The following is a 24622-nucleotide window of genomic DNA, read 5'->3' as shown; positions in this document are numbered from 1 at the left end:
ACAGGGCTGACGCATCAGTGTTTATACTTTGAACAACCCCATACATTCGAACAAATATTGTTCATTCAGACAGCAGAGCCTGCGCTTGTTGGCCATGCTTAGATTACGTGATTTGTTTTGCTTCAGCATGTTCAGTATCCACTGCCTGATGACCGCTAAGTTTTCCCCAGCGAAGCCCGCTCTGGCCTGAAGTTGATCCTCTCCGAACGCAATATCTAAAGTCCAGTGCAGCAGATTTTCTACCGACCAGTGCGCTCGGGTTGCCTTCAGCGCTGAGGTGGCATCCAACGCTCGGCTACTTATATAAAATCTCACGAAATCATAGCCTTTGCCATTTTCAATTCGCTCAGCCTGCACGGCTATGATCGTCTTCGCTTTCCACTGCTGGCAAACTGGCATGCTTTCATCAACCACCAGAACCCAACAACGTCGATGCTCTTTTCGCCCATGTTCTGAGTCAAATTGTTCAGTAAAGCCGTGCCCCGAAACATCGCTTTCATTCTTATCCCAATACGCTTGGAACTGTTCTTTTACTTCAGTATTGAGGCTAGGTTGGTTGTCTTTCACCGCAAGCAGGTAATCCCCCGACTTCTTGAGGATGGTGTCAGCAATTTTGACCTGTGTACCCATTGCATCAATACTGACCAAACACCCTTTTAATTCAAGAAGTTGGAGTAGCTCAGGTATTGCCGTGATCTCGTTAGATTTGTCAGCGACTTTTTGCTGGCCAACACACATTCCCAGCTCAGTTGACCAGACATTGACCATATGAACAACGTTGGCTCCTCGCCCTTTAGCGGTAGCACGAAGAGCTTTACCATCAACCGCTAGTTGGCCAACCAGTTTTTCATCGCCCATGATGTCGCCGATCCACGCTTGAAAAATGGATTTCAGACTGGCGGGAGGCAGAGTGGCAAAGATGCGGTTGAATGTATCGTGTGATGGAATGCCGCCAGGCAAGCGCAGCCAGCGCCGGAACCATGGCTCTCGCTCTTGAGCAAACAAGGTAATCTCGCTCCAAGTATCAAAACCGCACATCATGGCGCAAATGGCCATGAAAACAACCTCTGACAAGATATGTGAGCACTTGGCCTGATTGCGTGGGTCTGGGATTGATTCAAGGTAGTCGAGCAAAGACTTCTGGGCCATAATAATAAACAGTTGGTTAAGATCTCGACTATTTACAGCTTGGCAACGCAAGGTACAATTAAAATCGTACTTGGAGCCGTTCAACTGATCGAGACTTGATCAACTTGTGCAGAGAATGATCATGCGTCGGCCCTGGCCAGCACCATGTTCTCCCGCACCGATGCCGAGGCGATGATGCCGGCGCTCTTGCGATCCTCCGGGCAGAAACCAAAGCCGTTGGCGGCCGCCTGGCGTGCAGAGCGGATGGTCACCGGCTTGTCCCGCACCCGGCACTCGCCGCTGTCGCTCGGCACTATGCCGAACATCAGCTCGGCGGTCTCGGTACGACCGGACCCGAGCAGGCCAGCGAGGCCCACTATCTCCCCGGGCATGACGTCGAGACTGAAGGGGGTGATGACTCCCCGCTTGCCATAGTCCCTGAACGACACCATGGGCTGGTTGCTGCGCAGTGTCTTGCCCGCCCGCTTGAGGGCATTGTCGTCCAGCTCGCGTCCCAGCATCATCTTGACCAGCTCCAGTTGTGGCAGTGCCTGGGTGTCGCGGGTGCCGACCAGCTCGCCGTTGCGCAGCACTGTGATGCGATCGCTGATGGCGTAGACCTGATCGAGAAAATGGGTGATGAAGATGAGACTCACCCCCTGATCCCGCAGGCGCGTCATCAGGGAGAAGAGCATCTGGACTTCGCTGGCATCCAGGCTCGCGGTGGGCTCGTCCAGGATCAGGATCCTGGCGGAGAGTGACACCGCCCGGGCGATGGCCACGATCTGCTGCATGGCGACCGAGTAGTGGTCGAGGGGCAGGGTGACATCCATCTCGAAGCCGTGGCTGGCCATGATGGCGCTGGCCTGCCGGGTCATGGCGCCCCGGTCGATGAAGCCGAAACGGCGTGGCTCGTGGCCGATGAAGAGGTTGTCCGCCACCGACATGTTCGGCAGCAGGTTGACCTCCTGATAGACGGTGCCTATCCCCAGACGCTGGGCATGGGCGGTGTCCGTCGGGGAGATGGGGACGCCATCGAGTTCGATACGGCCGGCGTCTCGCTGATAGACACCGGTGAGGGTCTTGATCAACGTGGACTTGCCGGCCCCGTTCTCGCCGAGCAGCGCCATGATCTCTCCCCGGCGCAGGGAGAAGTCCACCTGATGCAGGGCTCGTACTCCGGGAAACGCCTTGCATATTCCGCGGGCATTCAATACGACATCGTGAGTGTTCTCTGACATGAACATTGGCTCTCCGATATAGCGCGCCATACAAGTTCAATCACTTATATGGCGCGCTATGTGACAGTCTGGCGGGGGAGCGGGATTAATAACCCATGTCTTTTTTCAGCTCGAGCTGCGCCTCGGCACTCCCGGGCTCAAACAGTTTGGACTCCGTCTTGATATGTTTGGGGGGCAGGGTGCCATCTTTCTTATAGGCCAGCAGGGCATCGAAGGCCGGTCCCGCCATATTCGGCGTGAGCTCCACCGAGGCGTTGGCTTCGCCTGCGATCATCGCCTTGAAAATATCCGGCACGCCATCGATGGAGATGATCTTGATATCCTTGCCCGGTTTCAGCCCGGCCTCTTTAATGGCCTGGATGGCGCCGATGGCCATGTCATCGTTATGGGCGTAGACGGCGCAAATATTCTTGCCGCTATTTTCCGCCTTGATGAAGCTCTCCATCACTTCCTTGCCTTTGCTGCGGGTGAAGTCGCCGGACTGGGTGCGGATGATCTTGATGGTGGGCACGGCCGAGACGGTGTCGAGGAAGCCCTTCTTGCGATCCAGCGCCACGCTGGCACCCACCGTGCCCTGCAATTCCACCACGTTGCACGGTTTGCCATCCTGCTGCTTGATGAGCCACTGGGCTGCCACTTCCCCTTCGTGGACGCTGTCGGCGGCGACCCCGGTCATGAAGAGACCGTCATCTTTTACCGTGATATTGCGATCCAGCAGGAAGACCGGGATCTCGGCCTCTTTCGCCTCCTGCAATACCGGCTCCCAGCCAGTCTGTACCACGGGGGCAATAAAGATGGCATCCACCCCCTGGGCAATAAAGGAGCGAATGGCCTTGATCTGGTTCTCCTGTTTCTGCTGGGCATCGGCAATTTTCAGGATGATGCCGCGTTTTTGGGCTTCGCTCTTGGCGACCGATGTTTCTGCAGCTCGCCACCCGGATTCAGAACCAATTTGCGAGAAGCCCACGGTCATCTCTGCAGAATATGCAGTGGCCGAGAGAATAAGGGTGCTGATAATGCTCGCCAGTTTCACTTTTTTATACATATGACACTCCTTTGTGATGCATGGTGAAATAAACCGGAACACGTCAGGTTTTTATTGTACGGGTCAAGGTTATAGGCTCTTGAATTAAACGGCGGGAGGTGGCTCACAGAAAATTTTCAGCAGCACGATGCTTCATACAAACAGCAGAAGAGTTCATATATCGAGCCCTGCCTGTATTGATTTTTATGCATATTTATTTAATTAGGCAACCATTGTGTCCAGAGTGCCATCTGCTTTTTGCCCCCGGTATCGGGGGCGCAGTCACGCAGATGAGGGGCCCTCGTCAGCGAAGAGGGGGATATTCCCCTGGCACAGGCGACCCCTCTGGGTGCACCGCTGCCAGCAGGTAATCCACGAAGGCCCGGACCCGGGCCGAGAGGTGACGGTGCTGTGGATAGAGGGCGTAGAAGGGGCGGGATCGCCCCGCAAAGGGGGTCATCACCTCGATCAGCTTGCCTTGCAACAGCGCCTCGGCCGCCACGAAATGGTAGATCTGGAACAGACCGCCCCCAGCCACCGCCCAGCCCAGGCCCGCCAGTACATCGTCAAGCACCCGCTGTCTGCTCTGAACATGAAGGTCGACAGGGTCCCCCTGCTCGTTCACGAACTGCCAGGGGAAGGGGCGACCCGTGCTCGGGGTGATGAACTGGATCAGATCATGTTGCGACAGCATCTCCAGGGAGGTTGGCGCGGGGCGGCGGGCGGCATAATCGGGGGCGCAGAAGACCCCGAGGCTGGCATCCTCCAGCTTGCGGGCGATGATCCGCCCATCGCGCGGCTCCCCCAGCCGGATGGCCAGATCGTAACCATCCTCCACGAAGTCGATGTTCCTGTTGGAGACATTGAGCTCCAGCTCGACCTCGGGATAGGCCGCCATGAAGCCCGGCAGCAGGGGCACCAGACGGTGGTGGGCATAGACGGTGCCCACGCTGATGCGCAGCACTCCTCTGGGGTGGCGCTGGCGGCCGGTGATGGCCCGCTCGGCCTCGGCGATCTGCTCGAGCGCCTGCTGGCACTGCTCCCGATAGAGCTCCCCGTCATGGGTGAGGCGCACGCTGCGGGTGGTGCGATGGAAGAGTTTGACGCCGAGCCTGGCCTCGAGACGCTGGATGGAGCGGCTCACCGAGGCGGGCGTTACCCCCAGTACCTGAGCCGTAGCGGTAAAGCTGCCAAGTTCGGCTGCCTTGCAAAAGAGCTCTATGGTGCCGAGCTGGACGGGGTCGAAGGCACGGGACATATGTTCATCCATGTAAATAATCAAGTTCAATGGTGTGAGTTTATTCATCCTTGGGTAATCAGTAAATTGCTCATCGCGGGCGGCCCTGTGGCCGCCCGATCGATCACTGCCATCAAAAGGAAGATCACGATGAAGAACACCCTCAAGGCCGTGCTGGCCTCACTGCTGCTGGCGACCTCCGCTGCGGCCAGCGCCGCCCCGAAAGGCGAGATCCTGGTGCTGCTCTCGAGCGAGACCGAACTGCCGCTGCAAGGGGGCAAGAGCCTGACCACCGGCTTCTACCAGAATGAACTGGGGGTGCCTGCCGCCGCCCTGCTGGAGGCCGGTTATACCCTGACCCCGGTGACCCCGAGAGGGAACCGGCCCGTTGTCGACAAACACTCCGTCGATCCCCAGTACTTTGGCGGCAACCCGCAGGAGATGGTGCGAATCGGCGCCGTCGTGGAGGGGCTGCTTGGCGCCGGCAAGGTGCTCTCCCTGAGGGAGGTGCTGGCATCCGGTCCCGAGCGCTATGCCGGCCTCTTCATTCCCGGCGGCCACGCGCCCCTCATCGATCTTGCCAAGGATCCCGAGGTGGGGACCCTGCTTCGCCACTTCCATGACAACCACAAACCCACGGCCGCCATCTGCCACGGCCCCATCGCGCTGCTGGCGGCGCAGGCGGATCCGGCCGGGTTCGAGCAGTCGGTCATTGCGGGCAAGGCGGACGGCGCCAGAGAGTGGATCTACGACGGTTACAGGATGACCATCTTCTCCGACAAGGAAGAGGCGGTGTTTGAAGGCTCCCTTGGGGGTGACACGCTGCGCTACTACCCGGCGAAGGCCATGGCCCAGGCCGGTGGCAGCATGCAGTTCGTGGCACCCTGGCAGCCTGGCGTTGTGATCGATCGCGAGCTCATCACAGGCCAGAATCCCTTCTCCGATCACGCTCTGGCGAGCGCCTTCATCGCGGCGCTGGACAAACAGCAAGGGGCAGGCTGACGCCAGGAGAGGCGCAAGTTCCCCCCTTGATCAGTGCAGGCAGCCCCCATGGGCTGCCTTTTTCATGCCCCAGCCTTGGCGAGAAACGCCTTCATGGCGGGGGTGACACTGTGTTTTCGGGTGATGAAGGCGATGGTGCCTGCGCTCGCATCGCTCAAGTGATGGCAGGGCAGCTTGAAGAGCTGCTGGGCGGTGGCGGCGATGCCGGCGCTGACCACGGCGCAGCCCAGGCCGTGACTCACCCCGTTGACCAGGTGGAACAGGGAGTCGGTCTCCAGCACCACCCGCAGGCTGATCTGCTGGCGGGCGGCGGCCTCGTCCAGGTAGCGGCGAAACTGCATGGTGGTGCTTGGCAGGATCAGGGGGAGATCTTGCAGGTCCGCCAGGGTCAGCGGCCCGGTCGGGGCGCAGTGGGCAGGCAGGGGGCCCAGCAGGGCCATGGGGTTGGGGTGGCGAAGCTGGACGTCGAGGGCCCGGCGCTGATGCTCGGTGAGCAACTCGTCAAAGCCGAGCCCGATGTCGATGCGATGCAGATCCAGCTGCTCCATCAGGGTGGCATGGGTCATCACGCAGAGGTGCAGGCCCACCTTGGGGTAGGCGTCATTGAACCCCTTGAGCAGCGGCATGATGTCGATGCTCGACTGGGGCACGACGCCGATGCGCAGCGCACCCGACAGCCCGCCCCGAAAGAGGCTGAGCTCCTGGCGCATGGCATCCTGCTCCTGAAGCATCCGCTCGGCGTGGTGCAGCACCACTTCCCCCGCCTGGGTCAGGGCTACGAACTGGCTGTTGCGCACCACCAGTTCGGTGCCAAGTGACTTCTCCAGAGCGGTGATGCTGGCCGACAGGGTCGGCTGGGTGATGAAGCAAGCCTTGGCCGCCTTGGCGAAGTGACGGTGCTGGGCCAGCTCGTAGAAATAGTGCAACTGCTTGATATTCATCGAAGAGGGGCGTTTGACGTGGAGGATGGCTGACAAAGTTAATCAATCGACATCCCGATGGCAATAGAAGTTATCTATTGGTGAATAGATTTGTTTCATTGGTTTTGGCGCGGCGGCTTATCTAAACTTGAGGCCCGAATACAGCTTATAAGCGTCTCGCATGATCCCTTTCAATTCACGGTTGCCCAGTCTGGATGAGCTGGTGGAGGAGGTGGCCGTGTCCGTCAACATCAACGGCATCAACCATGCCGTCATGATGGCCACCCCGGACGATCTCGACGATTTCGCCATCGGTTTTCTGTTTGGCGAGGGGATCATCGGGGGCAACCACGATGTGCACGATATCCAGAGCACCCCGTCCGAGCACGGCATCGTGCTCGATGTCACCATCGCCAACCGCTGTCTGGCAGTGCTTGGCCAGCGCAAGCGCCGCCTGGCCGGTGCCAGCGGCTGTGGCATCTGCGGGGTGGAGGCCATCGAACATGCGTTGCCCGTGCTCACCCCGCTGACCCCGGGCGCCCCCTTCGACACCGCCTCTTTGCAGGATCTGCGGGAGCGCATCGTCCCCTGGCAGAGCAAGGCCCGCCAGAGCGGTGCCCTTCATGCCGCCCTGGCGCTGGATGATCGCGGCGAGATCCTGGCCTGCCGGGAGGACATAGGGCGGCACAACGCCCTGGACAAGCTCATCGGCATGCAGCTGCGCCAGCCGGTGCAGGCTGCCACCCTGGTCATCACCAGTCGCTGCGGCAGCGAACTCATTCACAAGGCGGTACAATTTGGCGCCGCTCACCTCATCAGCCTTGCTTCCCCCAGTCAGCTCGCGGTGCGACTGGCCCTGAAGTACAACCTGACCCTGATCCATGTGCCCCGATCCGATGCCCCGGTCTGCTATGCCAGCCCCCGCGCCCAGGATCACGTTGGAGACTCCCATGTCCAGTCATATTGAGAAACCGGCCAAGGCCGGCGGCTTTTCCTCCCTGCAGTCCACCTTCAAGCAGGTGCTGCGCAGCCAGAAGACCCGCCAGAACATCAAGAACCTGCTGCGGGTCAACCAGACCGACGGCTTTGACTGCCCCGGCTGCGCCTGGGGTGACAACAAGCAGGGGGCCTTCCAGTTTTGCGAGAACGGCGCCAAGGCGGTGGCCTGGGAATCCACCGGCAAGACGGTGGGGGCCGATTTCTTCGCCGAGCATTCGGTGCGTCGCCTCGCCACCCAGAGCGACTACTGGCTCGAATACCAGGGGCGACTGACCGAGCCCCTGCGCTACAACCCGGCCACCGATCACTACGAGCCGGTTAGCTGGGATCAGGCGTTTGCCCTCATCGCCGACAAACTCAAGAGCCTGGCCAGCCCCGACGAGGTGGAGTTCTACACCTCGGGACGCGCCAGCAACGAAGCCTCCTACCTCTATCAGCTGTTTGGCCGCCTCTATGGCACCAACAACTTCCCCGACTGCTCCAACATGTGCCACGAGGCGAGCGGGGTGGGGCTTATCCAGTCCGTCGGGGTGGGCAAAGGCACCGTGGTGCTCGATGATTTCGACGCCGCCAAAGCCATCTTCGTCTTTGGCCAGAACCCGGGCACCAACCACCCGCGCATGATGAACGCCCTGCGCAAGGCGGCGCGCCAGGGGTGCCAGATCGTCACCTTCAACAACCTCAAAGAGGTGGCCCTCGAGCGCTTCGCGAGCCCCCAGAGCCCGGCGGAGCTACTGACCCCGGCGGCCACCACCATCAGCCACCAGTACCTCACGCCAAAACTTGGCGGTGACATGGCGGCCATTCGCGGCATGGCGAAATACATCCTGGAAGAGGAGGGGGGGCGCATCGATCTCGCCTTTATCGAGCAGCATACGACGCAGTTTGATCAGTATGTGGCCCAGGTGAAGGCCACGGAGTGGACGCAGATCGAGGCGCAATCCGGTCTCGGTCGGGAGGCGATCACCCGGGCGGCGCAGATCTTCGCAAGCAGCGAGAGCGTGATCAGCTGCTGGGCCATGGGGATCACCCAGCACAAGCATTCGGTCGACACCATTCGCGAAATCGTCAACCTGCACCTGATGTGCGGCCAGATTGGCAAGCCGGGGGCCGGACTCTGTCCGGTGCGCGGTCACAGCAACGTGCAGGGCAACCGCACCATGGGGATCAACGAGAAACCCAATGCCGCCTTCCTCGATCGCCTGGAGCGCCGCTTCCCGGTGGGCTTCAAGCGCACGCCGGGGCACAACGTCTACGAGGCCCTTAAAGCCCTTCATGGCGGCAAGAGCAAGGTGCTCATCTGCCTTGGGGGCAACCTGGCAGCCGCCGCGCCGGATACCGAGTTCACCTATGAAGCGATGCGAAGGAGCGAGCTCAACGTGCAGATCAGCACCAAGCTCAACCGCAGCCACCTCATGGTGTCAAAAGATGCCCTGATCCTGCCCTGCCTGGGCCGTACCGAGCTCGATCAGCAGCGCTCCGGGGTGCAGAAGATCACCGTGGAGGACACCTTCAGCATGGTGCACGCCTCCACCGGGATGAACGAGCCGGTCTCGCCGCTCTGTCTCTCCGAGATAGACATCGTGGCCCGCATGGCCGAGGCAACGCTTGGCAGCGATCGGGTGGACTGGTTGGCGCTGCGGGATGACTACGGGCTGCTGCGGGATCTCATCGAGGAGACCATCGCGGGCTTTGGCGACTTCAACCGCCGCATCGAGGAGCCCTGCGGTTTCCATCTGGAGAACAGCGCCGCCCTGCTGCGCTGGAACACCGCGAGCGGGCGCGCCGAATTCAGGGCGAGCCGTTTGCCGGACTCCATCCTGCCCGAGTGCACCAGCCACGCGGAGCAGATGGTGGACCAGCCCGTGCTGCTGCTTCAGAGCCTGCGCTCCCACGATCAGTACAACACCACCATCTATGGCATGGATGACCGCTATCGCGGCATCAAGGGGCGACGCAACGTGGTCTTCATGAACGAGGAGGATGCCAGGAGGCTGGGGCTCGCCGAGGAGCAGCGGGTGGACATGAGTGCGGTGTGCAACGACGGGCGCGAGCGGGTGGTGCGGGGCTTTAGCGTCATCTTCTACGAGATCCCGAAAGGCAACATCGCCGCCTACTACCCGGAGACCAACCCCCTGGTGGCCATCGAGAGCATAGGGGAGGGCTCTTTCACCCCCACCTCCAAATCGGTGCCCGTACTGGTGACCCCGAGCGCCGCCTCGGTCGAGAGCCTGGCTGTCACGCTCTGATCTCCTGACATGGATACCGTCCGACCCCTGCCATGGCAGGGGTTTTTTATGGCCGAACGGTGTCCGGCAAAGCCTGGGCCGATCAGCCCAGGGCCACCACCACGCAGTTTCGGCCCTGGCTCTTGGCATCATAGAGCGCCTTGTCCGCCTCCTTGAGCACGGCGGCGATGCTGGTGGCATCCGCTCCCCAGTGGGCGACGCCGAGGGAGATGGTGATGTGGCCTGCTACCTCCATGTCGTGGCTCGCCACCCGGGTACGCAGGCGCTCGGCGATCTTCTGCGCCTGTGCAAGGGAGACCCCGGGCAGCAGCAGCAGGAACTCTTCGCCGCCGCTTCGACACAAGGCGGCATCGGAACGCAGATCCTGCTGCATCAGGGTGGCGAGGGAGACGATGACGGCATCCCCCACGTCGTGACCGAAGCGGTCGTTGATGGCCTTGAAGTGATCGATGTCCAGGGCAATCACCGTCAGGGGCTGACGCTCGACCTCGTACTCGTCCAGCATCTGCTGCATGGCCCGGCGGTTGAACAGGCCCGTCATGGGGTCGGTGTGGCTGTCGGTGTGCAGTTTGTCGATCTTGGTGTTGAGCAGCCCCAGCCCCTTGAGGATGGCCTGCTTCAACTGGGCCGCTTCGAAATACCAGGCGCGGATCCCCGAGATGCTGGTGGCGGCCCCTTGCTGATCCATGAGTCCGGCCCGGTTGGCCAGTTGTCGCAGGGGTCTGGCGATGATGGTGGCCGAGAGCCAGATGACGAAGAGAATGAAGAGGGTGACCGGGATCATCCCCTTGAGGATCTCCAGCATCTGTTCATCCAGGCCGGCCAGGGTGGCGCTGCGGGGGCGCTGGGCCACTATCCCCCAGCCTGCGTCCGCCACCGGGGCAAAGCCTGCCAGCATCTCGCTGCCCCGGGAGTTGAGCACGCTTTGCGCGCCATCCTGCCCCTTGAGCACCGCATCCACCACCCGGTTCTTGCCAATCCTCTGGCCGATGCGCTCCGGGTTCGGGTGATAGATGAGGGTGCGCTGGCGGTCCACCACATAAAGATAAGAACCATCCTGGTAGTAGTGCTGCCCCAGCAGGCTGGAGAGCACGCTGGCGGACTCCAGATAGATGGTGCCGGCAACATAGCCGAGGTAGCGTTTGTCTGCCGAGAAGATGGGGTGGGAGAGGCTGATGAGGTAGTTGCCAGTGAGGGAGACCAGAGGATCCGCGATGAGGGGCTGCTGGCTTGCCAGGGTCCGGCTCGCATTGGCCGAGGTGAGCTTGACCCCTTTCACATGCAATGCCTCGGGAGAGACGGCGACGATGACGGAATCGGTGTTCACGATGGCCACCGAGTTGAAGGTGTTGGTCTGCTGGCGCAACTGGCCTGCCACCTCCTCGAGTCCATGGAGGTCGTTGTCCTGCAGCAAGGGGGCGAGCCGGGCCGCGCCATAGGCCAGCTGTCCCTGGGCCGAGCGCAGCATGGTCTCGGTGGAGGCGGCGAGCTTGGTGGCATAGACCCGGTTTGCCTCCAGGGTGCTGTCGATGAGCAGTTGTCTTTGTGCCTGATAGATGGCGTAAAAGCTGTTGCCAAAGGTAGCCAGCACGCCGATGACGGCCAGCGCAAGGATGAGGCGATGCAGATCAAACCTCAGCAGCCAGTGAGAGTGCATGAACGAAACGGATCCTTGTCGTGGCGTCGGGGCAGTGCGGCAATTTTAAGGGGGGTGTCCGCCCAATGCCATCGTTAATGTGATTCTCGAATGGTTCCCTTTCATGGCGTGTCCCGGGCGGCAGCCCCGTCCCCTGTCGTCATGAGGCCGGTGAGGGCGGGATCCGCCAGCTCCGCCACCGTCTGCCAGAAGGGGGCGACGAGGGGATTGTCGTTGCCCGGCGGGCGAATGAGCCCGATGATCCAGCTCGCGTCGGCCTCCCCGAGGGGCAGGGTCAGCACATCGGGATGCTCAATGGTGGTGGAGGAGGGGACCAGGGTCCAGGCGATGCCGGCCGCCGCGGTGGCGATGCCGGCGGCGAAGTCGTTCACGTACTGGATGTCCTGAAAGCGCAGGCCGCTCTGGGCGAGGTAATGGATGAACTGATCGTAAAAAGAGGGGGCCTTGTCCCGGCGCAGGATGGCGAGCGGTTTCTCCTGCAGATCGGCGAGCCCTGCCACCCCCTGATAGCCTGCGGGCATCACGGCGACGAAATGGGCGCGCACCACGGGCAGCACCGGCCAGCCCTTGGGGGCGGGCAGGCGGCAGAAGCCGAGATCCAGCCGCCCCTCCGCCAGCGCCAGCAACTGGTGATGGGTGGAGAGATCGTTGAGCTCGATGGCGACCCCGGGGCGGCTGGCCCGAAAGCGGGCGATGGCGGCGGGCACCAGCAGCTTGGTGGCGACCCCGAAGCCGATGCGCAGGGTACCCGCGTGGCCCGCCAGCACGTCGCGGGCGCTGCGGGCGAGCTGTTCGCTCTGGGCCACCAGGGTGCAGGCGTCGGCGTAGAGGGCGCGCCCGAGCACCGTCAGCCGGGTGCTGCCAGCGTTGCGCTCGAACAGCTCGCCGCCAAGGTCCGTCTCCAGCCGGCGGATCTGCTTGCTCAGGGCCGACTGGGTGACGTGCTGGCGCGCCGCCGCCTGACCAAAGTGCAATACCTCCCCCAGGGTGACGAAGGCTTTCAGATCTCTCAACTCCATGGTGCCTCGCTTGATTCCAGATGGGAATGATAGGTGGCCATATTTGTCATTGGACGGAATTCTAGAAGTGTTGGATGCTGGTGCCAACTCATTTCGGACCCCTGTACGGGGTCGACGTATCACGGGATGGCCTCCGCCATCCGCGCAGAAGGAGCAACACCAGATGCATCATCACAGGTTCAACGACTTCCCGAACGGCTTCCTCTGGGGCGCCGCCTCCGCCGCCTATCAGGTGGAAGGGGCCTGGAACGAGGAGGGCAAGGGCCCCTCGGTATGGGACAGCTTCACCAAGCTGCCGGGCAAGACCTTTGAAGGGAGCAACGGAGACGTGGCGGTGGATCACTACCACAGGGTGGAAGAGGACGTGGCGCTGATGGCCGAGATGGGGCTCAAGGCCTATCGCTTCTCGGTGAGCTGGCCGCGCATCTACCCGACGGGGCGTGGCGAGGTGAACGAGGCGGGGCTCGCCTTCTATGACAGGCTCATCGACGCCCTGCTGGCCCACGGCATCGAGCCGGTGCTGACCCTCTATCACTGGGATCTCCCCCAGGCCCTGCAGGATGAGTACGGCGGCTGGGAAGACAGGCGCATCATCGACGACTTCGAGCGCTATTGCGTGACCCTCTATCAGCGCTTCGCCGGCAAGGTGAAGTACTGGGTGTCCCTCAACGAGCAGAACTACAACCTGACCAACGCCTACCAGCTTGGCACCCATCCTCCCGCGGTGCAGGACAGAAAGCGTTTCTTCGCCGCCAACCACATCGCGTTTCTCGCCAATGCCCGGGTCATCAAGGCGTTTCGCCAGCACGTGCCAAACGGCCTGATCGGGCCGAGCTTTGCGTACTCCCCCGCCTATCCGGCCTCCTGCGCCCCGAGCGACATGCTGGCGTTCGAGAATGCCGAGGAGTTCACCAACCTCTGGTGGCTGGATGCCTACTGCTTCGGCCGTTACCCCCAGGCGGCGCTCGCCTATCTGCGGGAGACCGACGAGGCGCCGGAGATCCTGCCGGGCGATCTCGAGCTCTTGCGCGAAGGCACCCCCGACTACATCGGGGTCAACTACTACTACACCCTGACCTTCACCGACAACCCCCTCGGCGGCCAGACGATGCAGCGCATCAACACCACGGGCAAGAAGGGCACTACGCCCTCCAGCGGCATTCCCGGCCTCTACAAGACGGCCCCCAATCCGCACCTTGAGACCAGCAACTGGGACTGGGCCATCGATCCCACCGGGATGCGCATCGCCCTGCGCCGGCTCTCTTCCCGCTACGCCCTGCCGCTGATGATCACCGAGAACGGCCTGGGGGAGTTCGACAAGCTGGAAGCCGGGGACAGGGTGAACGACGACTACCGTATCGCCTATCTGCACAGCCACCTCAAGGCGTGCCAGGAGGCGATGCAGGACGGGGTCGAGCTGATTGGATATTGCGCCTGGTCCTTCACCGACATCCTGAGCTGGCTCAACGGCTACCAGAAGCGCTACGGCTTTGTCTACGTGGACAGGGATGAGCAGGGAGGGTCTCTTCGTCGCATCAAGAAAGAGAGCTTCCACTGGTACAGCCAGGTCATTGCAAGCGGTGGCAAGACCCTGTAACGGGCCCGGTGCGCCGCACCTCGTCTGCCCAATGCCGGAAGGCCCCCTCATCGGAGGGGGCCTTCCTTGTTTGTGCAGCAGGCAACCATGACCGCCTAGATAAACATGCCGCCCGAGGCTTCGATGCGCTGGGCGGTGATCCAGCGGCAGTCATCGGAGAGCAGGGCGGCGATGGCACCACCGATGTCGTCGGGCTGACCCACCCGGCCAAGGGCGGTCTGGCTCGCGAGAAAGTCGTTGACTCCCTTGTTGTCGCGCACCACGCCGCCGCCAAAATCGGTCTCGATGGCGCCGGGGGCCAGCACGTTGACCGCGATGCCCCTGGGGCCCAGCTCCTTGGCCAGATACTGGGTGAGCACCTCGACGCCTCCCTTCATGGCGGCGTAGGCGGCATAACCCGGCATGGCGAAGCGGGTGAGGCCGGTGGAGAGGTTGAGGATGCGACCGCCATCTGCCAGGAGGGGCAGGAGCGCCTGGGTCAGGAAGAAGGTCCCCTTGAGGTGGATGTTGAGCAGGGTGTCGAACTGCTGCTCCGTGGTCTGCTCGAAGCTGGCATGAATGCCGATCCCGGCGTTGTTGACCAGGAAGTTGAAATGGGTGCGCTGCCACTCCCGGGCGAGCAGTTGCGTCACCTCCTCTGCAAAGGCCGCGAAGGTGGCGCTCTCGCCCACGTCCAGTGCCAGGGCATGGGCCCGGACACCGAGGGCGCGGGCCTGGGTCACCACCGTCTCCGCCTCTGCGGCCTGGCTGCGGTAGGTGATGATGAGGTCGACGCCTTTGGCGGCGAGGGCCAGGGCCCCGTGCTTGCCAAGGCCGCGGCTGGCCCCGGTGATGAGGGCGATGGGTCTGGTCATGGTATGACTCCTGTCAGGGTGGCGGACACAGGCTCGATACGAGCCGACCGGATCACTGTATTGTTCCTTTTAAACTGGATAAATAGCGTGATAATAGAATCACTGTTCCGTTTATCGAGACAATCAGGCCATGGATCAACTGGATGCGATGAGAGCCTTCGTGCGGGTTGCCGAGCTGGAGAGTTTTACCCGCTGCGCCGAGCAGACGGGCATCCCCAAGGCGACCCTCTCTGCCGCCATCCGCCGGCTGGAGGAGCGCATGGGGACCCGGCTCCTGCTGCGTACCACGCGGCGGGTGCAGCTCACCACGGACGGCCAGCTCTGCTATGCCAGATGTCGGGAGCTTTTGGCGGACATGGAGGAGTTTGACGGCCTGTTTCGCCAGGGGGGGCAGATCTCGGGACAACTGCGGGTCGACATGCCAAGCCGGATGGCCCGCCACCTGGTGATCCCGGCCCTGCCGGACTTTCTGGCGCAGCATCCCGCCCTGCAACTGATGCTGAGCAGCACGGACAGGCGGGTGGATCTGGTGCGCGAGGGGTTTGACTGCGTGGTGCGGGTCGGGGCGCTTGAGCCCTCGAGCCTGGTGGCCAGGCCCCTTGGTCACTATCGCCAGATCAACTGTGCCAGCGCAGGCTACCTGGCTCGCCACGGGGTGCCCCGCACCCTTGGGGATCTGGCGGGCCACCGGCTGGTGCACTATGGTCCCGGGTTTGGTGCCGGGCAGGGGCGCAGCGAGCCCGGCTTTGAATACCTGGCGGAAGATGGCCGCCGCGCCCTGCTGCCCATGGCGGGGGCCCTCATGGTCAATGACAGCGAGACCTACCTGGCGGCGGCGCTGGCGGGGCTTGGCATCATTCAGATGCCGCGGGTGGGGGTCGAATCCCTGCTCGCGGGGGGCGAGCTGGTGAGCATCCTGCCCCAGTGGCAGCCGCCGCCGCTCCCCATCCACGCCCTCTATGCCCATCGCCGCCAACTGGCCCCCAGGGTCCAGCTCTTCATCCACTGGCTGGCGGGGTTACTCGCCGCCCATCTCGGGGGCACCTCAGAGGCGGCTGCGTCTTGAGCGAAATTCCCTCGGCGAGAGGGCAAACGCCTCACGAAAGAAGCGGGTAAAGCTGCTCTGGCGGGCAAAACCCAGGCGCTCCCCCACTGTCTGCAGGGGGAGGGCGGGATCCTGCAACAGGCGGCAGGCCTCCTCCCGGCGCACCCGCTCCAGCAGGCCCGAGAAGTGGCACCCTTCCTCCCGCAGATGGCGGTTGAGGGTCCAGCGGGTCAGTTTGAGGTGCTCGCACACCCCATCGAGCAGAGAGGAGGCCTCGGCGCTCTCTTGCCACAGCTGCTGGCGGATGAGTGCCATCACCCTGTCCCGGTAGCGGCTGCTTGGGCGAAGCTGGGCCATCTGCCGGTCGAGCTCCCCGAGCAGCAGGGGTTGCAGGGGCAGGTTGCACTGCCCGTGGGCGAGATCGAGCAAGGCGGCGGGAAAGTGCAGCTCGAAGGCCGCCCCCTGTTGCAACCGCCCTTCCAGCCAGCCTGCCAGCTCACGCCACAGCCTGGGACGTACCGGGGTGGGCAGCACCAGCAGCCCCTGGCCCGGGTGGTAGAACTGGAGCAGGGCATAGAGGTGGCAGAGGTTGGCCAGGCTGCTCAGGGCGATGACATCCGGGTGGTCGGACTCCGAGTGGTAGCTGATCCTGGCCTGCCCCTCTTCTTCTTGCAGGCGGATCTCGTCGCTCTCGCCGATAAGGGGGCGGTAGGCGAGGAAGAAGTGCAGGGCCTGGCGAAGGGTGGCGGCGTTGCAGCACAGGCTCGCCAGCGACATGAAGTCGGCAAAGAGGCCGGGGAGGGCGGGGGGCGTCCAGTCGAGGGCCAGATCCACGTGGGGGGCAGCCCCGGCCAGCAGCCGGAAGTGGCGCCCGGTGTCGAGCCGCCCCTGGGGGATCAGCAGCTCTTCGTGAGCGATGCCGCAGGGGTGCAGGAGGGCAGCAGGATCCCGCCCGCGGGCCTGCCAGTGGTTGAGGCAGTGCAGGGCAATCCGGTTGGAGACGGTCTTCACGGCAAAAATCCTTGTCAGCGGTGGCCCACCATCATCGGCCAACGGCGGCGGATTGCCGTGAGCCAGCGCCGCTTTCATGTTTCAGATTTGTAACCAAGGGTAACCCTGCAACCCTTTTCACACTTTTCAATCCTGCTCCCAACCGGCAACTTCCTGCACCCGACGGGCAAGTGAGAGGGGCCGCTTTTGCATAGAGTGGCGACTCCTACACACACAAGGAAGATAACAACAATGAAACACCACTCGCTCTCCCGAACCCGTGTCGCCCTCGCCATCGGGGCCCTGCTGCTGGCAGGGTGCAACGACAACGACTCCACCCCCAAGCCCGAGCAGCCCGTTCTGGGCCACCGCACCGTCACCCTCATCGAGCAGGACGGCCTGCAATTCAAGGATCTCGATGGCAGCGGCACCCTGACCCCCTACGAGGACTGGCGCCTCGGCGCCGCCGAGCGAGCCCGGGATCTGGTGGGCAGGCTCACCCTGGCCCAGAAGGCAGGGCTGATGATGCACGGCACCCTGGTGCTGGACGGGGCGGGGCGGGTGAACCTCGCAGCCATGGACAAGATGCTGCGCGAGGACGGGGTCAACACCTTCATCACCCGCATGGCCGGTGATCCGGCGGCCATCGCCGCGGACAACAACACCCTGCAGGCCCTGCTGGAAGGAGTGGGATTCGGCATCCCCATGACGGTGAGCACGGATCCCCGCAACCACTTCACCCATGATCCGAACGCCACCAGCATCGGTGCCGGGGCCTTCTCCCAGTGGCCCGAGACCCTGGGGCTGGCCGCCATCGGTGATGCCGCCCTGGTACAGCGCTTTGGCGACATCGCCCGTCAGGAGTACCGGGCCGTCGGCATCCACGAGGCCCTCTCGCCCCAGGCGGATCTCGCGACCGAGCCGCGCTGGGGCCGCATCAACGGCACCTTCGGGGAAGACAACCTGCTCGCCAAGTCCCTGGTCAAGGCCTACATCGAGGGCTTCCAGCAGGGGAGCGAGGGGATAGGCAAGGAGAGCGTGGTCACCGTGGTCAAGCACTTCGCCGGGGCCGGTCCCCAGAAGGACGGGCTGGATGCCCACAACCCCTGGGGCAAGGAGCAGATCTACCCCGGCGGCCAGTTTGCTTACCACCTGGTGCCCTTCGAGGGTGCCTTCGAGGCCAGGGTGGCCGCCGTGATGCCCTATTACGCCATGCCCCTGGGCCTGACCCAGGATGGGCAGCCCGTCGAGGAGGTGGGGTTTGGTTTCAACCGCCAGATCATCACGGATCTGTTGCGGGGCCACTTCAAGTTTGACGGCGTGGTGCTGAGCGACTGGGGCATCGTCAATGACTGTGACAGCCGCTGCGAGCAGGGGCTGACCCAGGAGGAAGTCAATGCCGGGGTGAGCCCCTGGACCGTGCCCTTTGGCATGTCCTGGGGCGTGGAGAAGCTCACCAAGGCCGAGCGTTATGCCAAGGCCATCGACGCCGGGGTGGATCAGTTCGGTGGCGTGGAAGACCCAGCCCCCCTGCTGGCGGCGGTGCAGAGCGGTCTGGTGACCGAGGCGGCCATCACCACTTCGGCCGAGCGGATCCTGGCCCAGAAGTTTGCCCTCGGGCTCTTCGAGAATCCCTATGTGGATGCCGAGGCCGCGGTGGCCCTGGTGGGCAAGGCCGAGTTCCAGCAGGAGGCCCAGGCCGCCCAGGCGGCGTCTCACGTGCTGCTGAAGAACGAAGGGGCCCTGCTGCCGCTGAAGGCGGACGGCAAGCGGGTCTATCTGCACAATGTCAACGCCGAGGTGGCCAGGGCCAACGGCTATACGGTGGTGACGAACCTGGCCGACGCGGAGCTTGCCATCGTGCGGGTCAACGCCCCGGGCGAGCAGGATCCCCGCTTCCCGTTTGGCAGCATCCACTTCGGCCAGCTCGGCTTTGCCAGCAATGATCAGGTGGTGCAGGAGACGGCCCACGAAGGGGTCTACCGCGGCGCGGATGACTATGCCGCCATCCAGGCCATCGAGCAGGCCGGGGTGCCCCTGGTGCTCTCCGTCTATCTGGACAGGCCCGCCATCCTGACCGAGGTGGCCCCGGCGGCCCGGGTGCTGCTGGCCAACTTCGGCGCCCTGGATCAGGCCCTGTTCGATGTCATGAGCGGCACCCAGAAGGCACGCGGCAAGCTCCCCTTCGAGCTGCCCTCGAGCTGGCAGGCGGTGCTGGCCCAGTCCCCGGACGTGGCCAAGGACTCACAAAGCCCGCTCTATCCCTACGGGGCCGGTCTGGCCTATTGACGGACAGGGATGTTCTGTCTCTCATCAAGGCGCCTTCGGGCGCCTTTTCCATTGCCCCCATCGACAATCCCGGTTTGGCGCAAGGGGTTGGCTTGGGCATAATGGCGCCCCGGCAACGGGTGCGGTGGCCAGTGTGGCAGGCACCCGGTCACAGTGCACAGGAGATGAGATGAAATTTATCGGAGCCCACGTCAGTGCGGCGGGCGGGGTGGAAAACACCATCGCCCGGGCCAAAGCCATCGGGGCCAACGCCTTCGCCCTGTTTACTAAGAACCAGCGCCAGTGGCAGGCGGCGCCCCTCTCCGAGGCCAGCATTCGCGCCTTCAAGGCCGCCTGCGAGAAGGAGGGCTTTCGCCCCGAGCAGATCCTGCCCCACGACAGCTACCTCATCAACCTGGGTCATCCCGACCCCGATGCCCTCGCCAAGTCCCGGGATGCGTTTCTGGACGAGATGAAGCGCTGCGAGCAACTGGGGCTGTGCTACCTGAACTTCCACCCGGGCAGCCACCTCAAGCAGATCCCCGAAGCGGTGAGCCTCAAGCTCGTGAGCGAGTCCATCAACTGGGCGCTGGAGCGCAGTGAAGGGGTGACGGCGGTGATCGAAAATACCGCCGGCCAGGGTACCAACCTCGGCTGGTCGTTCGAGCACCTGGCCACCCTCATCGACGGGGTAGAGGACAAGAGTCGGGTCGGCGTCTGCTTTGACACCTGCCACGCCTTCGCCGCCGGTTACGATCTGCGTACCCCCGAGGGGTGCGAGGCGGTGTTTGCCGACTTCGACCGCATCGTGGGGTTCGAGTACCTCAAGGGGATGCATATCAACGGCGCCAAGTGTACCTTCGGTAGTCGGGTCGACCGTCACCACAGCCTGCGGGAGGGCAACCTCGGCGAGGCGGTGTTCCACCACATCATGAACGACGACCGTTTTGACGGCATCCCGCTGATCCTCGAGACCATCGACGAGTCCATCTGGGGCGAGGAGATAAGCTGGCTGCGCAGCCTGGCCGGGAGCCCGCGCCCGGCGTGATGCCGGGGTCCACCATTGGGTAGCAAGGAGAGACGATGCACGACGAGACAAGGGCGCCCCTGCGCTTTGGCATTGCCGGGGCGGGGGCCATCGCCCGGCGTTTTTGCCGCGATGTGAACGGGCACGCCAGGGGAGCCGAGGTGGTGGCCATCGCCGCCCGGGACCAGGGACGGGCGGACGAGTTCGCCCGGGATCTGGGGCTGCCCCACGCCTATGGCAGCTATGAGGCCCTGGCCGCCAGCCCCGAGGTGGAGGCCGTCTATGTGGCGGTCATCCACCCGGAGCACGCGGGCCTGGTGAGGCAGATGCTGCTGGCGGGCAAGCACGTACTGGTGGAGAAACCGGCGGTGACCCGGGTAGCGGACTGGGACGCCCTGGTGGCGCTCGCCCACGCACGGGGCCTGCTGCTGCTCGAGGCCATGAAGGTAATGTGCTTCCCCGCCATGCGCGCCCTGTTGCAGCGCCTGCCCCTGCTGCCGCCGCCGCGCGAGCTGCGGGCGGCGTTCGGTTCGGCCCAGCCGAAGGTGGGCAAGCTGTTCGATCCGGCGCTGGATGGCGGCGCTGCCTGGGACGTGGGGGTCTATCCCCTCTGGCTCCATGCCGCCCTCTGCCATCGGCTGGGGCTGGGCTGCACCGCCCCCGAGGTGACGCTGACGCGGGCTCCGGGGGAGGTGGATCTCGCCGCCAGCTTCACGTTCGATGAGCCGTTTCGGGCCGAACTCGGGGCCTCCATCATCGAGGATCTCGAGCGGGAAGCGTCCTTGTCCGGGGAGGGATGGCGCCTGGTCATCGAGGGCAAGTGGTGGAATCCCCAGCACATTCGCTGGCAAGGGGGGCCTGCTCCCGTCATCTGGCCGGCGGACATCTACCTGCCGGTGGAGGGGGGCGGCATGCAGCACGAGGCGGATCACTTTGCCGATTGCCTGCGCCACCGGCTGCTGGACTCCCCCTGGGTGCCCCAGGCCGTGACCCGGCAGGTGCTCGGCTGGATTGAAGGGGGACTCGCCGGCTGAGGCCGGGGAAGGGCTGATGGCCGGGGAGAGCATCGGCTGAACGACAAGGGCGCCAATGGCGCCCTTGTCGTATCCGAAGGGCTTCTCACGCCAGGGTCTGGGCGCGGCAGAAGGCCAGGAAGCGGCGCAGGGCGACGGAGTGGAACTTCTGCTTGTGCCAGACGAGGGAGAGCTGGCGGGGGAAGCGGCGACTCGGGGTGAGGGCCACCAGGCGCCCCTGTGCCAGCCGATCCGCCACCGCGAGGCGGGAGATGAAGGAGATGCCGAGCCCCTTCTCCACCGCCAGCATCACCGCCTCCAGGGTATTGAGCTCTATCCCCGCCTGCCAGCGGGGCAGGTGGGGCTGGAGCTGCTGCTCGAACTGCTCGCGGCTGCCGGATTGCGCCTCGCGCAGCACCCAGGTTTCCCCGGCAAGCCGGCGCAGGGGCAGCTCGAGCTGATCCGCCAGGGGGTGACCGGGGGCGGCGATGATGAGCATCTCGTCCTCCAGCCAGGGTTCGCTCACCAGGTCCGGGTGGTGGTTCTCCCCCTCGATGAGGGCGAGATCCAGTTCGAAGTGGGCGAGGGCATGGCACAGGAGGTGGGTGTTGGCGATGGTGACCCTGGGGGCGACCCCCAGCTCCTGGGCCCCCTCCGCCAGCAGGGCGGGCAGCAGGTAGTTGCCGATGGTCTGGCTGGCCCCGAGGTGCAGCTGGCCGCTCGGCTCGGCATCGGGGCTGAAGAGCTGCTCTATCTCCTGCATCCGGGTCAGCAGCTCCTCGGCGGCCGGTTGCAGCAGGCGCCCCTCGCTGTTGAGCTGAAGCCTCGGGTGCACCCGATCGAACAGGGGCGTGGCGAGCTGGCGCTCCAGCTCCTGCAGCGACTGGGAGACGGCCCCCTTGCTCAGGCAGAGTTCATTGGCGGCGCCCCCCAGGTTGCCGTGGCGGGCGATGGTGGCAAACACCTTGAGTTGTTGCAGGGTGAGCTTCATATCGTTTGATTTTCCTAAACGCTAAGTTCAATTCATTTAGATATCGTAAACGATAGACCCCCTTTATCCTATGCCCATCGTCATCATCAAGAGGGTATCCGCCATGATCGCAAGAACCCGCCGCTCCCTGGCCGCCGCCCCGACCCCCATGGCCGGTCTGGCTCTGGGGATCGCCAGCCTCGGCTGGTGCTGGGAAAATGCCGGTCAGTTCGATGGCCGTCTGCAACTGCTGGGGGCCGCCATCGCCGCCGTGCTGCTCCTCGTCCTGACCTTCAAGTTTCTGATCCACCCGCGCCTGCTGTGGCAGGATCTCGCCCATCCCGTGGTGGGCAGCGTGGTGCCCACCTACGCCATGGGGACCATGGTGGTCTCCAAGGCGGTCGGCCTGCTCGCCCCGACCCTGGGGCAGGGGCTCTGGCTGTTTGCGGTCATCGTCCACCTCGTCTTCCTCGCCACCTTCGTCTGGCACAGGGCCAGAGCGTTTGAAATCCATCACATGGTGCCGAGCTGGTTTGTGCCGCCGGTGGGGATCATCGTGGCTGACGTGGCCTACCCGGGCGGTCCCTTCGCATCCCTGGCCACCGGCCTGCTCTGGTTCGGCATGGCCTGTTACGGCCTGATGCTGCCGCTGATGCTCTATCGCCTCATCTTCAGCCACGAGGTGCCGGATGCCGCCAAGCCCACCATCGCCATCCTGGCCGCCCCGGCGAGCCTGTCGCTGGCCGGCTACCTCACCGTGAGTCAGGATCCCTCCCTGCTGCTGGTGGCGGTGCTGCTCGGGATTGCCGTGCTGATGACCGGCATCATCTACCTGGCCTTCATCAAGCTGCTGCGCCTGCCGTTCTCGCCGGGTTACGCCGCTTTCACCTTCCCCCTGGTGATCGGGGCCACCGCCCTGTTCAAGGTGAGTCACCTGCTGTCGCAGTGGCCACAGGCGGCCCGCTATGCCGAGCAGCTCCATCAGCTGGCTTATCTGGAGCTGGGGGTGGCCACCCTGGTGGTGGGTTACGTGGCCCTGCGTTACCTGATGTTCTTCCTGCCGGCCGTGCAGGATGACCTGCCGGGGCAGCCCGCACGCCGCTAGGCACAAGGTTTTCATCCCCCCTCGTCATCGACCCCGCCCGTGCGGGGTCTGCCGTTCGTGATGCAGTGACGCAGAGGGGAATCAAATGAAGCAGATTAATTTTGTCAATCCGTGAAGTGGCTTAAATAGTTGCCCATGCAGGCGACATTCAGTTGGCGTTAACTGGTAATACCTGTCACGATGCGCGCCACTTTATCTTCCCACTGTTTTGTCGTGCCCCATGTCCTCATCTGATCCCGTGTTTGACGCCCGATTCCAGCCTCGTCTGCTGCACCCCCGTTACTGGTTGAGCTGGCTCGCCCTCGGCGCCATCGGTGTGCTCGCCTTCGTGCCCCCGCGCTGGCGGGATCGCCTGGCCGATGCTCTGACGCCCCTGGTATGCGCCATTTCGAAGAAGCAGATCTACATCGCCAGGACCAACCTCGCCATCTGCTTCAAAGAAAAGAGCGAGGCCGAGCGGGAGGCCATCCTGATGACCTCCATCCGGGTCGGCCTCAAGAGCCTGCTGGGCTTTGGCGAGTTCACCTGGCGCAGCCCCGCCCACGTGATGGGGCGGATCCAGGTCAGCGGCTGGGAGCATATCGAGGCGGAGCAGGCCGCTGGCCGACCGGTGATCCTGGTGGTGCCCCACAGCTGGCCCATCGACGCGGCGGGCTACTACTTCGCCCAGCGGGGCCTGCCCATGTGCACCATGATGAAGAGCGCCCGCAACCCGGTGTTCGACTGGCACATCAACGGCGCGCGGGCCCGGCACGGCTGCCGCGTCTATGAGCGCAGCGCCGGCATCAAGCCGGTGATCAAGGCGGTGAAATCCGGCCTGAGCTTCTTCTACTTGCCGGATCAGGATCACGGCCGGGAGGCGAGCCTGTTCGCCCCCTTCTTCAACCACCCCAAGGCGACGTTGCCGGCCCTGCCACGGCTGGTGAAGCTGACCGGTGCCCGGGCCCTGCCGGTGCTGGCCTGCTATGACGAGCAGGCGCACGGCTACCGGCTGGAGGTCGAGGCTCCCTACGCCGACTACCCGAGCGCGGATCTGATGGCGGATACCTGCCGCATGAACGACAGCGTGGAGCGCCAGCTCTGCCGCCACCCGGGCCAGTACATGTGGTTCCTCAAGATCTTCGACACCCGTGAGGATCAGGTGGGGCCGGATGGCCTCTACGAAGAGGGGATCCGGCGCATCCGCCGGGGCCTTGCTCCTCATCCCTGAGCCTTGCGCTCACCCGGTGCAAAAATGTGGCCCCAAGCGGGCCACTTTTTATTTCTAACTTGTCTGA

The 24622-nt window shown here is 63.8% G+C and carries 20 protein-coding genes; 10 read left to right on the top strand and 10 right to left on the bottom strand.

The genetic code is table 11. The features are described 5' to 3' along the window. Positions 1–21: 21 nt before the first annotated feature. From AB5Y64_RS07235 to AB5Y64_RS07220, 4 genes are all read right to left on the bottom strand, one after another. Positions 22–1149 carry an ISAs1-like element ISKpn9 family transposase gene (locus tag AB5Y64_RS07235; protein WP_053288160.1) on the bottom strand — a complete coding sequence of 376 codons (1128 nt, stop codon included), beginning with the start codon at positions 1147–1149 and terminating at the stop codon, positions 22–24. 119 nt (positions 1150–1268) lie between these two features. Further along, on the bottom strand, positions 1269–2369 hold the full coding sequence (locus AB5Y64_RS07230; protein WP_368203569.1) for a sugar ABC transporter ATP-binding protein: 1101 nt from the start codon (positions 2367–2369) through the stop codon (positions 1269–1271). Positions 2370–2454: 85 nt separating this feature from the next. Further along, the gene (gene ytfQ, locus AB5Y64_RS07225) at positions 2455–3414 is read right to left on the bottom strand and encodes a galactofuranose ABC transporter, galactofuranose-binding protein YtfQ (protein ID WP_010674607.1); all 960 of its coding nucleotides are present in this window, start codon (positions 3412–3414) and stop codon (positions 2455–2457) included. Positions 3415–3697: 283 nt separating this feature from the next. After that, positions 3698–4651, bottom strand: coding sequence for a LysR family transcriptional regulator (locus AB5Y64_RS07220; RefSeq protein WP_053059808.1), 954 nt, complete (start codon positions 4649–4651; stop codon positions 3698–3700). Between the two features lie 129 nt (positions 4652–4780). Here AB5Y64_RS07220 and AB5Y64_RS07215 point away from each other — a divergent pair, with 129 nt between their 5' ends. Beyond that, entirely contained in the window at positions 4781–5632 is an 852-nt protein-coding gene (locus AB5Y64_RS07215) for a type 1 glutamine amidotransferase domain-containing protein (protein ID WP_045524933.1), read from the top strand. A 62-nt stretch (positions 5633–5694) separates the two neighbouring features. Here the strand turns inward: AB5Y64_RS07215 and AB5Y64_RS07210 are convergent, their stop codons facing one another. Further along, the gene (locus tag AB5Y64_RS07210) at positions 5695–6573 is read right to left on the bottom strand and encodes a LysR family transcriptional regulator (protein ID WP_010674609.1); all 879 of its coding nucleotides are present in this window, start codon (positions 6571–6573) and stop codon (positions 5695–5697) included. A gap of 160 nt (positions 6574–6733) precedes the next feature. Here AB5Y64_RS07210 and fdhD point away from each other — a divergent pair, with 160 nt between their 5' ends. Next, positions 6734–7519 (top strand): formate dehydrogenase accessory sulfurtransferase FdhD, encoded by a 786-nt coding sequence (fdhD, locus tag AB5Y64_RS07205; RefSeq protein ID WP_045524794.1) that lies wholly within the window; start codon positions 6734–6736, stop codon positions 7517–7519. Next, the gene (locus AB5Y64_RS07200) at positions 7503–9800 is read left to right on the top strand and encodes an FdhF/YdeP family oxidoreductase (protein WP_103243188.1); all 2298 of its coding nucleotides are present in this window, start codon (positions 7503–7505) and stop codon (positions 9798–9800) included. The genes fdhD and AB5Y64_RS07200 overlap by 17 nt, the downstream gene beginning before the upstream one ends. Before the next feature lie 82 nt (positions 9801–9882). Here the strand turns inward: AB5Y64_RS07200 and AB5Y64_RS07195 are convergent, their stop codons facing one another. Then, complete coding sequence (locus tag AB5Y64_RS07195; RefSeq protein ID WP_103243187.1) at positions 9883–11457, bottom strand: diguanylate cyclase; 1575 nt, start codon at positions 11455–11457, stop codon at positions 9883–9885. 101 nt (positions 11458–11558) lie between these two features. Then, positions 11559–12476 carry a LysR family transcriptional regulator gene (locus AB5Y64_RS07190; protein WP_274798596.1) on the bottom strand — a complete coding sequence of 306 codons (918 nt, stop codon included), beginning with the start codon at positions 12474–12476 and terminating at the stop codon, positions 11559–11561. Between the two features lie 163 nt (positions 12477–12639). Between AB5Y64_RS07190 and AB5Y64_RS07185 the strand changes: the two genes are divergently transcribed. After that, positions 12640–14073 carry a glycoside hydrolase family 1 protein gene (locus AB5Y64_RS07185; RefSeq protein WP_368203566.1) on the top strand — a complete coding sequence of 478 codons (1434 nt, stop codon included), beginning with the start codon at positions 12640–12642 and terminating at the stop codon, positions 14071–14073. A gap of 95 nt (positions 14074–14168) precedes the next feature. Here AB5Y64_RS07185 and AB5Y64_RS07180 read toward each other — a convergent pair whose 3' ends face one another. Next, positions 14169–14927, bottom strand: a complete 759-nt coding sequence (locus AB5Y64_RS07180) for an SDR family NAD(P)-dependent oxidoreductase (protein ID WP_279987854.1) — start codon at positions 14925–14927, stop codon at positions 14169–14171. A gap of 130 nt (positions 14928–15057) precedes the next feature. Here AB5Y64_RS07180 and AB5Y64_RS07175 point away from each other — a divergent pair, with 130 nt between their 5' ends. Continuing rightward, a complete protein-coding gene (locus tag AB5Y64_RS07175; RefSeq protein ID WP_069785078.1) occupies positions 15058–15993 on the top strand; it encodes a LysR family transcriptional regulator in 936 nt (311 codons plus the stop codon). Here the strand turns inward: AB5Y64_RS07175 and AB5Y64_RS07170 are convergent. Beyond that, positions 15973–16983 carry an AraC family transcriptional regulator gene (locus AB5Y64_RS07170; protein WP_069785077.1) on the bottom strand — a complete coding sequence of 337 codons (1011 nt, stop codon included), beginning with the start codon at positions 16981–16983 and terminating at the stop codon, positions 15973–15975. The two genes, AB5Y64_RS07175 and AB5Y64_RS07170, sit on opposite strands and share 21 nt — an antisense overlap. A 231-nt stretch (positions 16984–17214) precedes the next feature. Here AB5Y64_RS07170 and AB5Y64_RS07165 point away from each other — a divergent pair, with 231 nt between their 5' ends. The 3 genes from AB5Y64_RS07165 to AB5Y64_RS07155 all read left to right on the top strand — a co-directional run bounded on the left by AB5Y64_RS07165 (position 17215) and on the right by AB5Y64_RS07155 (position 21291). Continuing rightward, entirely contained in the window at positions 17215–19251 is a 2037-nt protein-coding gene (locus tag AB5Y64_RS07165) for a glycoside hydrolase family 3 protein (RefSeq protein WP_069785076.1), read from the top strand. A gap of 169 nt (positions 19252–19420) precedes the next feature. Further along, positions 19421–20278 carry a deoxyribonuclease IV gene (gene nfo, locus AB5Y64_RS07160; RefSeq protein WP_041215226.1) on the top strand — a complete coding sequence of 286 codons (858 nt, stop codon included), beginning with the start codon at positions 19421–19423 and terminating at the stop codon, positions 20276–20278. Positions 20279–20313: 35 nt separating this feature from the next. Then, on the top strand, positions 20314–21291 hold the full coding sequence (locus AB5Y64_RS07155; RefSeq protein WP_069785075.1) for a Gfo/Idh/MocA family protein: 978 nt from the start codon (positions 20314–20316) through the stop codon (positions 21289–21291). Between the two features lie 85 nt (positions 21292–21376). Here AB5Y64_RS07155 and AB5Y64_RS07150 read toward each other — a convergent pair whose 3' ends face one another. Next, complete coding sequence (locus AB5Y64_RS07150; protein ID WP_279982861.1) at positions 21377–22261, bottom strand: LysR substrate-binding domain-containing protein; 885 nt, start codon at positions 22259–22261, stop codon at positions 21377–21379. A 103-nt stretch (positions 22262–22364) separates the two neighbouring features. On the opposite strand from AB5Y64_RS07150, the gene AB5Y64_RS07145 reads away from it, so the two are divergent. Both AB5Y64_RS07145 and AB5Y64_RS07140 read left to right on the top strand, forming a co-directional pair. Then, positions 22365–23345 carry a TDT family transporter gene (locus AB5Y64_RS07145; RefSeq protein ID WP_045524935.1) on the top strand — a complete coding sequence of 327 codons (981 nt, stop codon included), beginning with the start codon at positions 22365–22367 and terminating at the stop codon, positions 23343–23345. A gap of 220 nt (positions 23346–23565) precedes the next feature. Then, complete coding sequence (locus AB5Y64_RS07140; protein WP_045524804.1) at positions 23566–24555, top strand: lipid A biosynthesis (KDO)2-(lauroyl)-lipid IVA acyltransferase; 990 nt, start codon at positions 23566–23568, stop codon at positions 24553–24555. Positions 24556–24622: the final 67 nt, after the last annotated feature.

The sequence above is a fragment of the Aeromonas sp. R5-1 genome, assembly GCF_040908265.1.
GTDB classification, from domain to species: Bacteria; Pseudomonadota; Gammaproteobacteria; order Enterobacterales; family Aeromonadaceae; genus Aeromonas; species Aeromonas caviae.
This window is presented reverse-complemented; position numbering and strand designations above follow the sequence as displayed.

Excerpts from the sequence above, each read along its gene's own strand:
- AB5Y64_RS07235 (WP_053288160.1), bottom strand. The coding sequence starts at position 1,149 with ATGGCCCAGAAGTCTTTGCTCGACTACCTTGAATCAATCCCAGACCCA.
- AB5Y64_RS07230 (WP_368203569.1), bottom strand. The coding sequence starts at position 2,369 with ATGTCAGAGAACACTCACGATGTCGTATTGAATGCCCGCGGAATATGC.
- ytfQ (WP_010674607.1), bottom strand. The coding sequence starts at position 3,414 with ATGTATAAAAAAGTGAAACTGGCGAGCATTATCAGCACCCTTATTCTC.
- AB5Y64_RS07220 (WP_053059808.1), bottom strand. The coding sequence starts at position 4,651 with ATGTCCCGTGCCTTCGACCCCGTCCAGCTCGGCACCATAGAGCTCTTT.
- AB5Y64_RS07215 (WP_045524933.1), top strand. The coding sequence starts at position 4,781 with ATGAAGAACACCCTCAAGGCCGTGCTGGCCTCACTGCTGCTGGCGACC.
- AB5Y64_RS07210 (WP_010674609.1), bottom strand. The coding sequence starts at position 6,573 with ATGAATATCAAGCAGTTGCACTATTTCTACGAGCTGGCCCAGCACCGT.
- fdhD (WP_045524794.1), top strand. The coding sequence starts at position 6,734 with ATGATCCCTTTCAATTCACGGTTGCCCAGTCTGGATGAGCTGGTGGAG.
- AB5Y64_RS07200 (WP_103243188.1), top strand. The coding sequence starts at position 7,503 with ATGTCCAGTCATATTGAGAAACCGGCCAAGGCCGGCGGCTTTTCCTCC.
- AB5Y64_RS07195 (WP_103243187.1), bottom strand. The coding sequence starts at position 11,457 with ATGCACTCTCACTGGCTGCTGAGGTTTGATCTGCATCGCCTCATCCTT.
- AB5Y64_RS07190 (WP_274798596.1), bottom strand. The coding sequence starts at position 12,476 with ATGGAGTTGAGAGATCTGAAAGCCTTCGTCACCCTGGGGGAGGTATTG.
- AB5Y64_RS07185 (WP_368203566.1), top strand. The coding sequence starts at position 12,640 with ATGCATCATCACAGGTTCAACGACTTCCCGAACGGCTTCCTCTGGGGC.
- AB5Y64_RS07180 (WP_279987854.1), bottom strand. The coding sequence starts at position 14,927 with ATGACCAGACCCATCGCCCTCATCACCGGGGCCAGCCGCGGCCTTGGC.
- AB5Y64_RS07175 (WP_069785078.1), top strand. The coding sequence starts at position 15,058 with ATGGATCAACTGGATGCGATGAGAGCCTTCGTGCGGGTTGCCGAGCTG.
- AB5Y64_RS07165 (WP_069785076.1), top strand. The coding sequence starts at position 17,215 with ATGAAACACCACTCGCTCTCCCGAACCCGTGTCGCCCTCGCCATCGGG.
- nfo (WP_041215226.1), top strand. The coding sequence starts at position 19,421 with ATGAAATTTATCGGAGCCCACGTCAGTGCGGCGGGCGGGGTGGAAAAC.
- AB5Y64_RS07155 (WP_069785075.1), top strand. The coding sequence starts at position 20,314 with ATGCACGACGAGACAAGGGCGCCCCTGCGCTTTGGCATTGCCGGGGCG.
- AB5Y64_RS07150 (WP_279982861.1), bottom strand. The coding sequence starts at position 22,261 with ATGAAGCTCACCCTGCAACAACTCAAGGTGTTTGCCACCATCGCCCGC.
- AB5Y64_RS07145 (WP_045524935.1), top strand. The coding sequence starts at position 22,365 with ATGATCGCAAGAACCCGCCGCTCCCTGGCCGCCGCCCCGACCCCCATG.
- AB5Y64_RS07140 (WP_045524804.1), top strand. The coding sequence starts at position 23,566 with ATGTCCTCATCTGATCCCGTGTTTGACGCCCGATTCCAGCCTCGTCTG.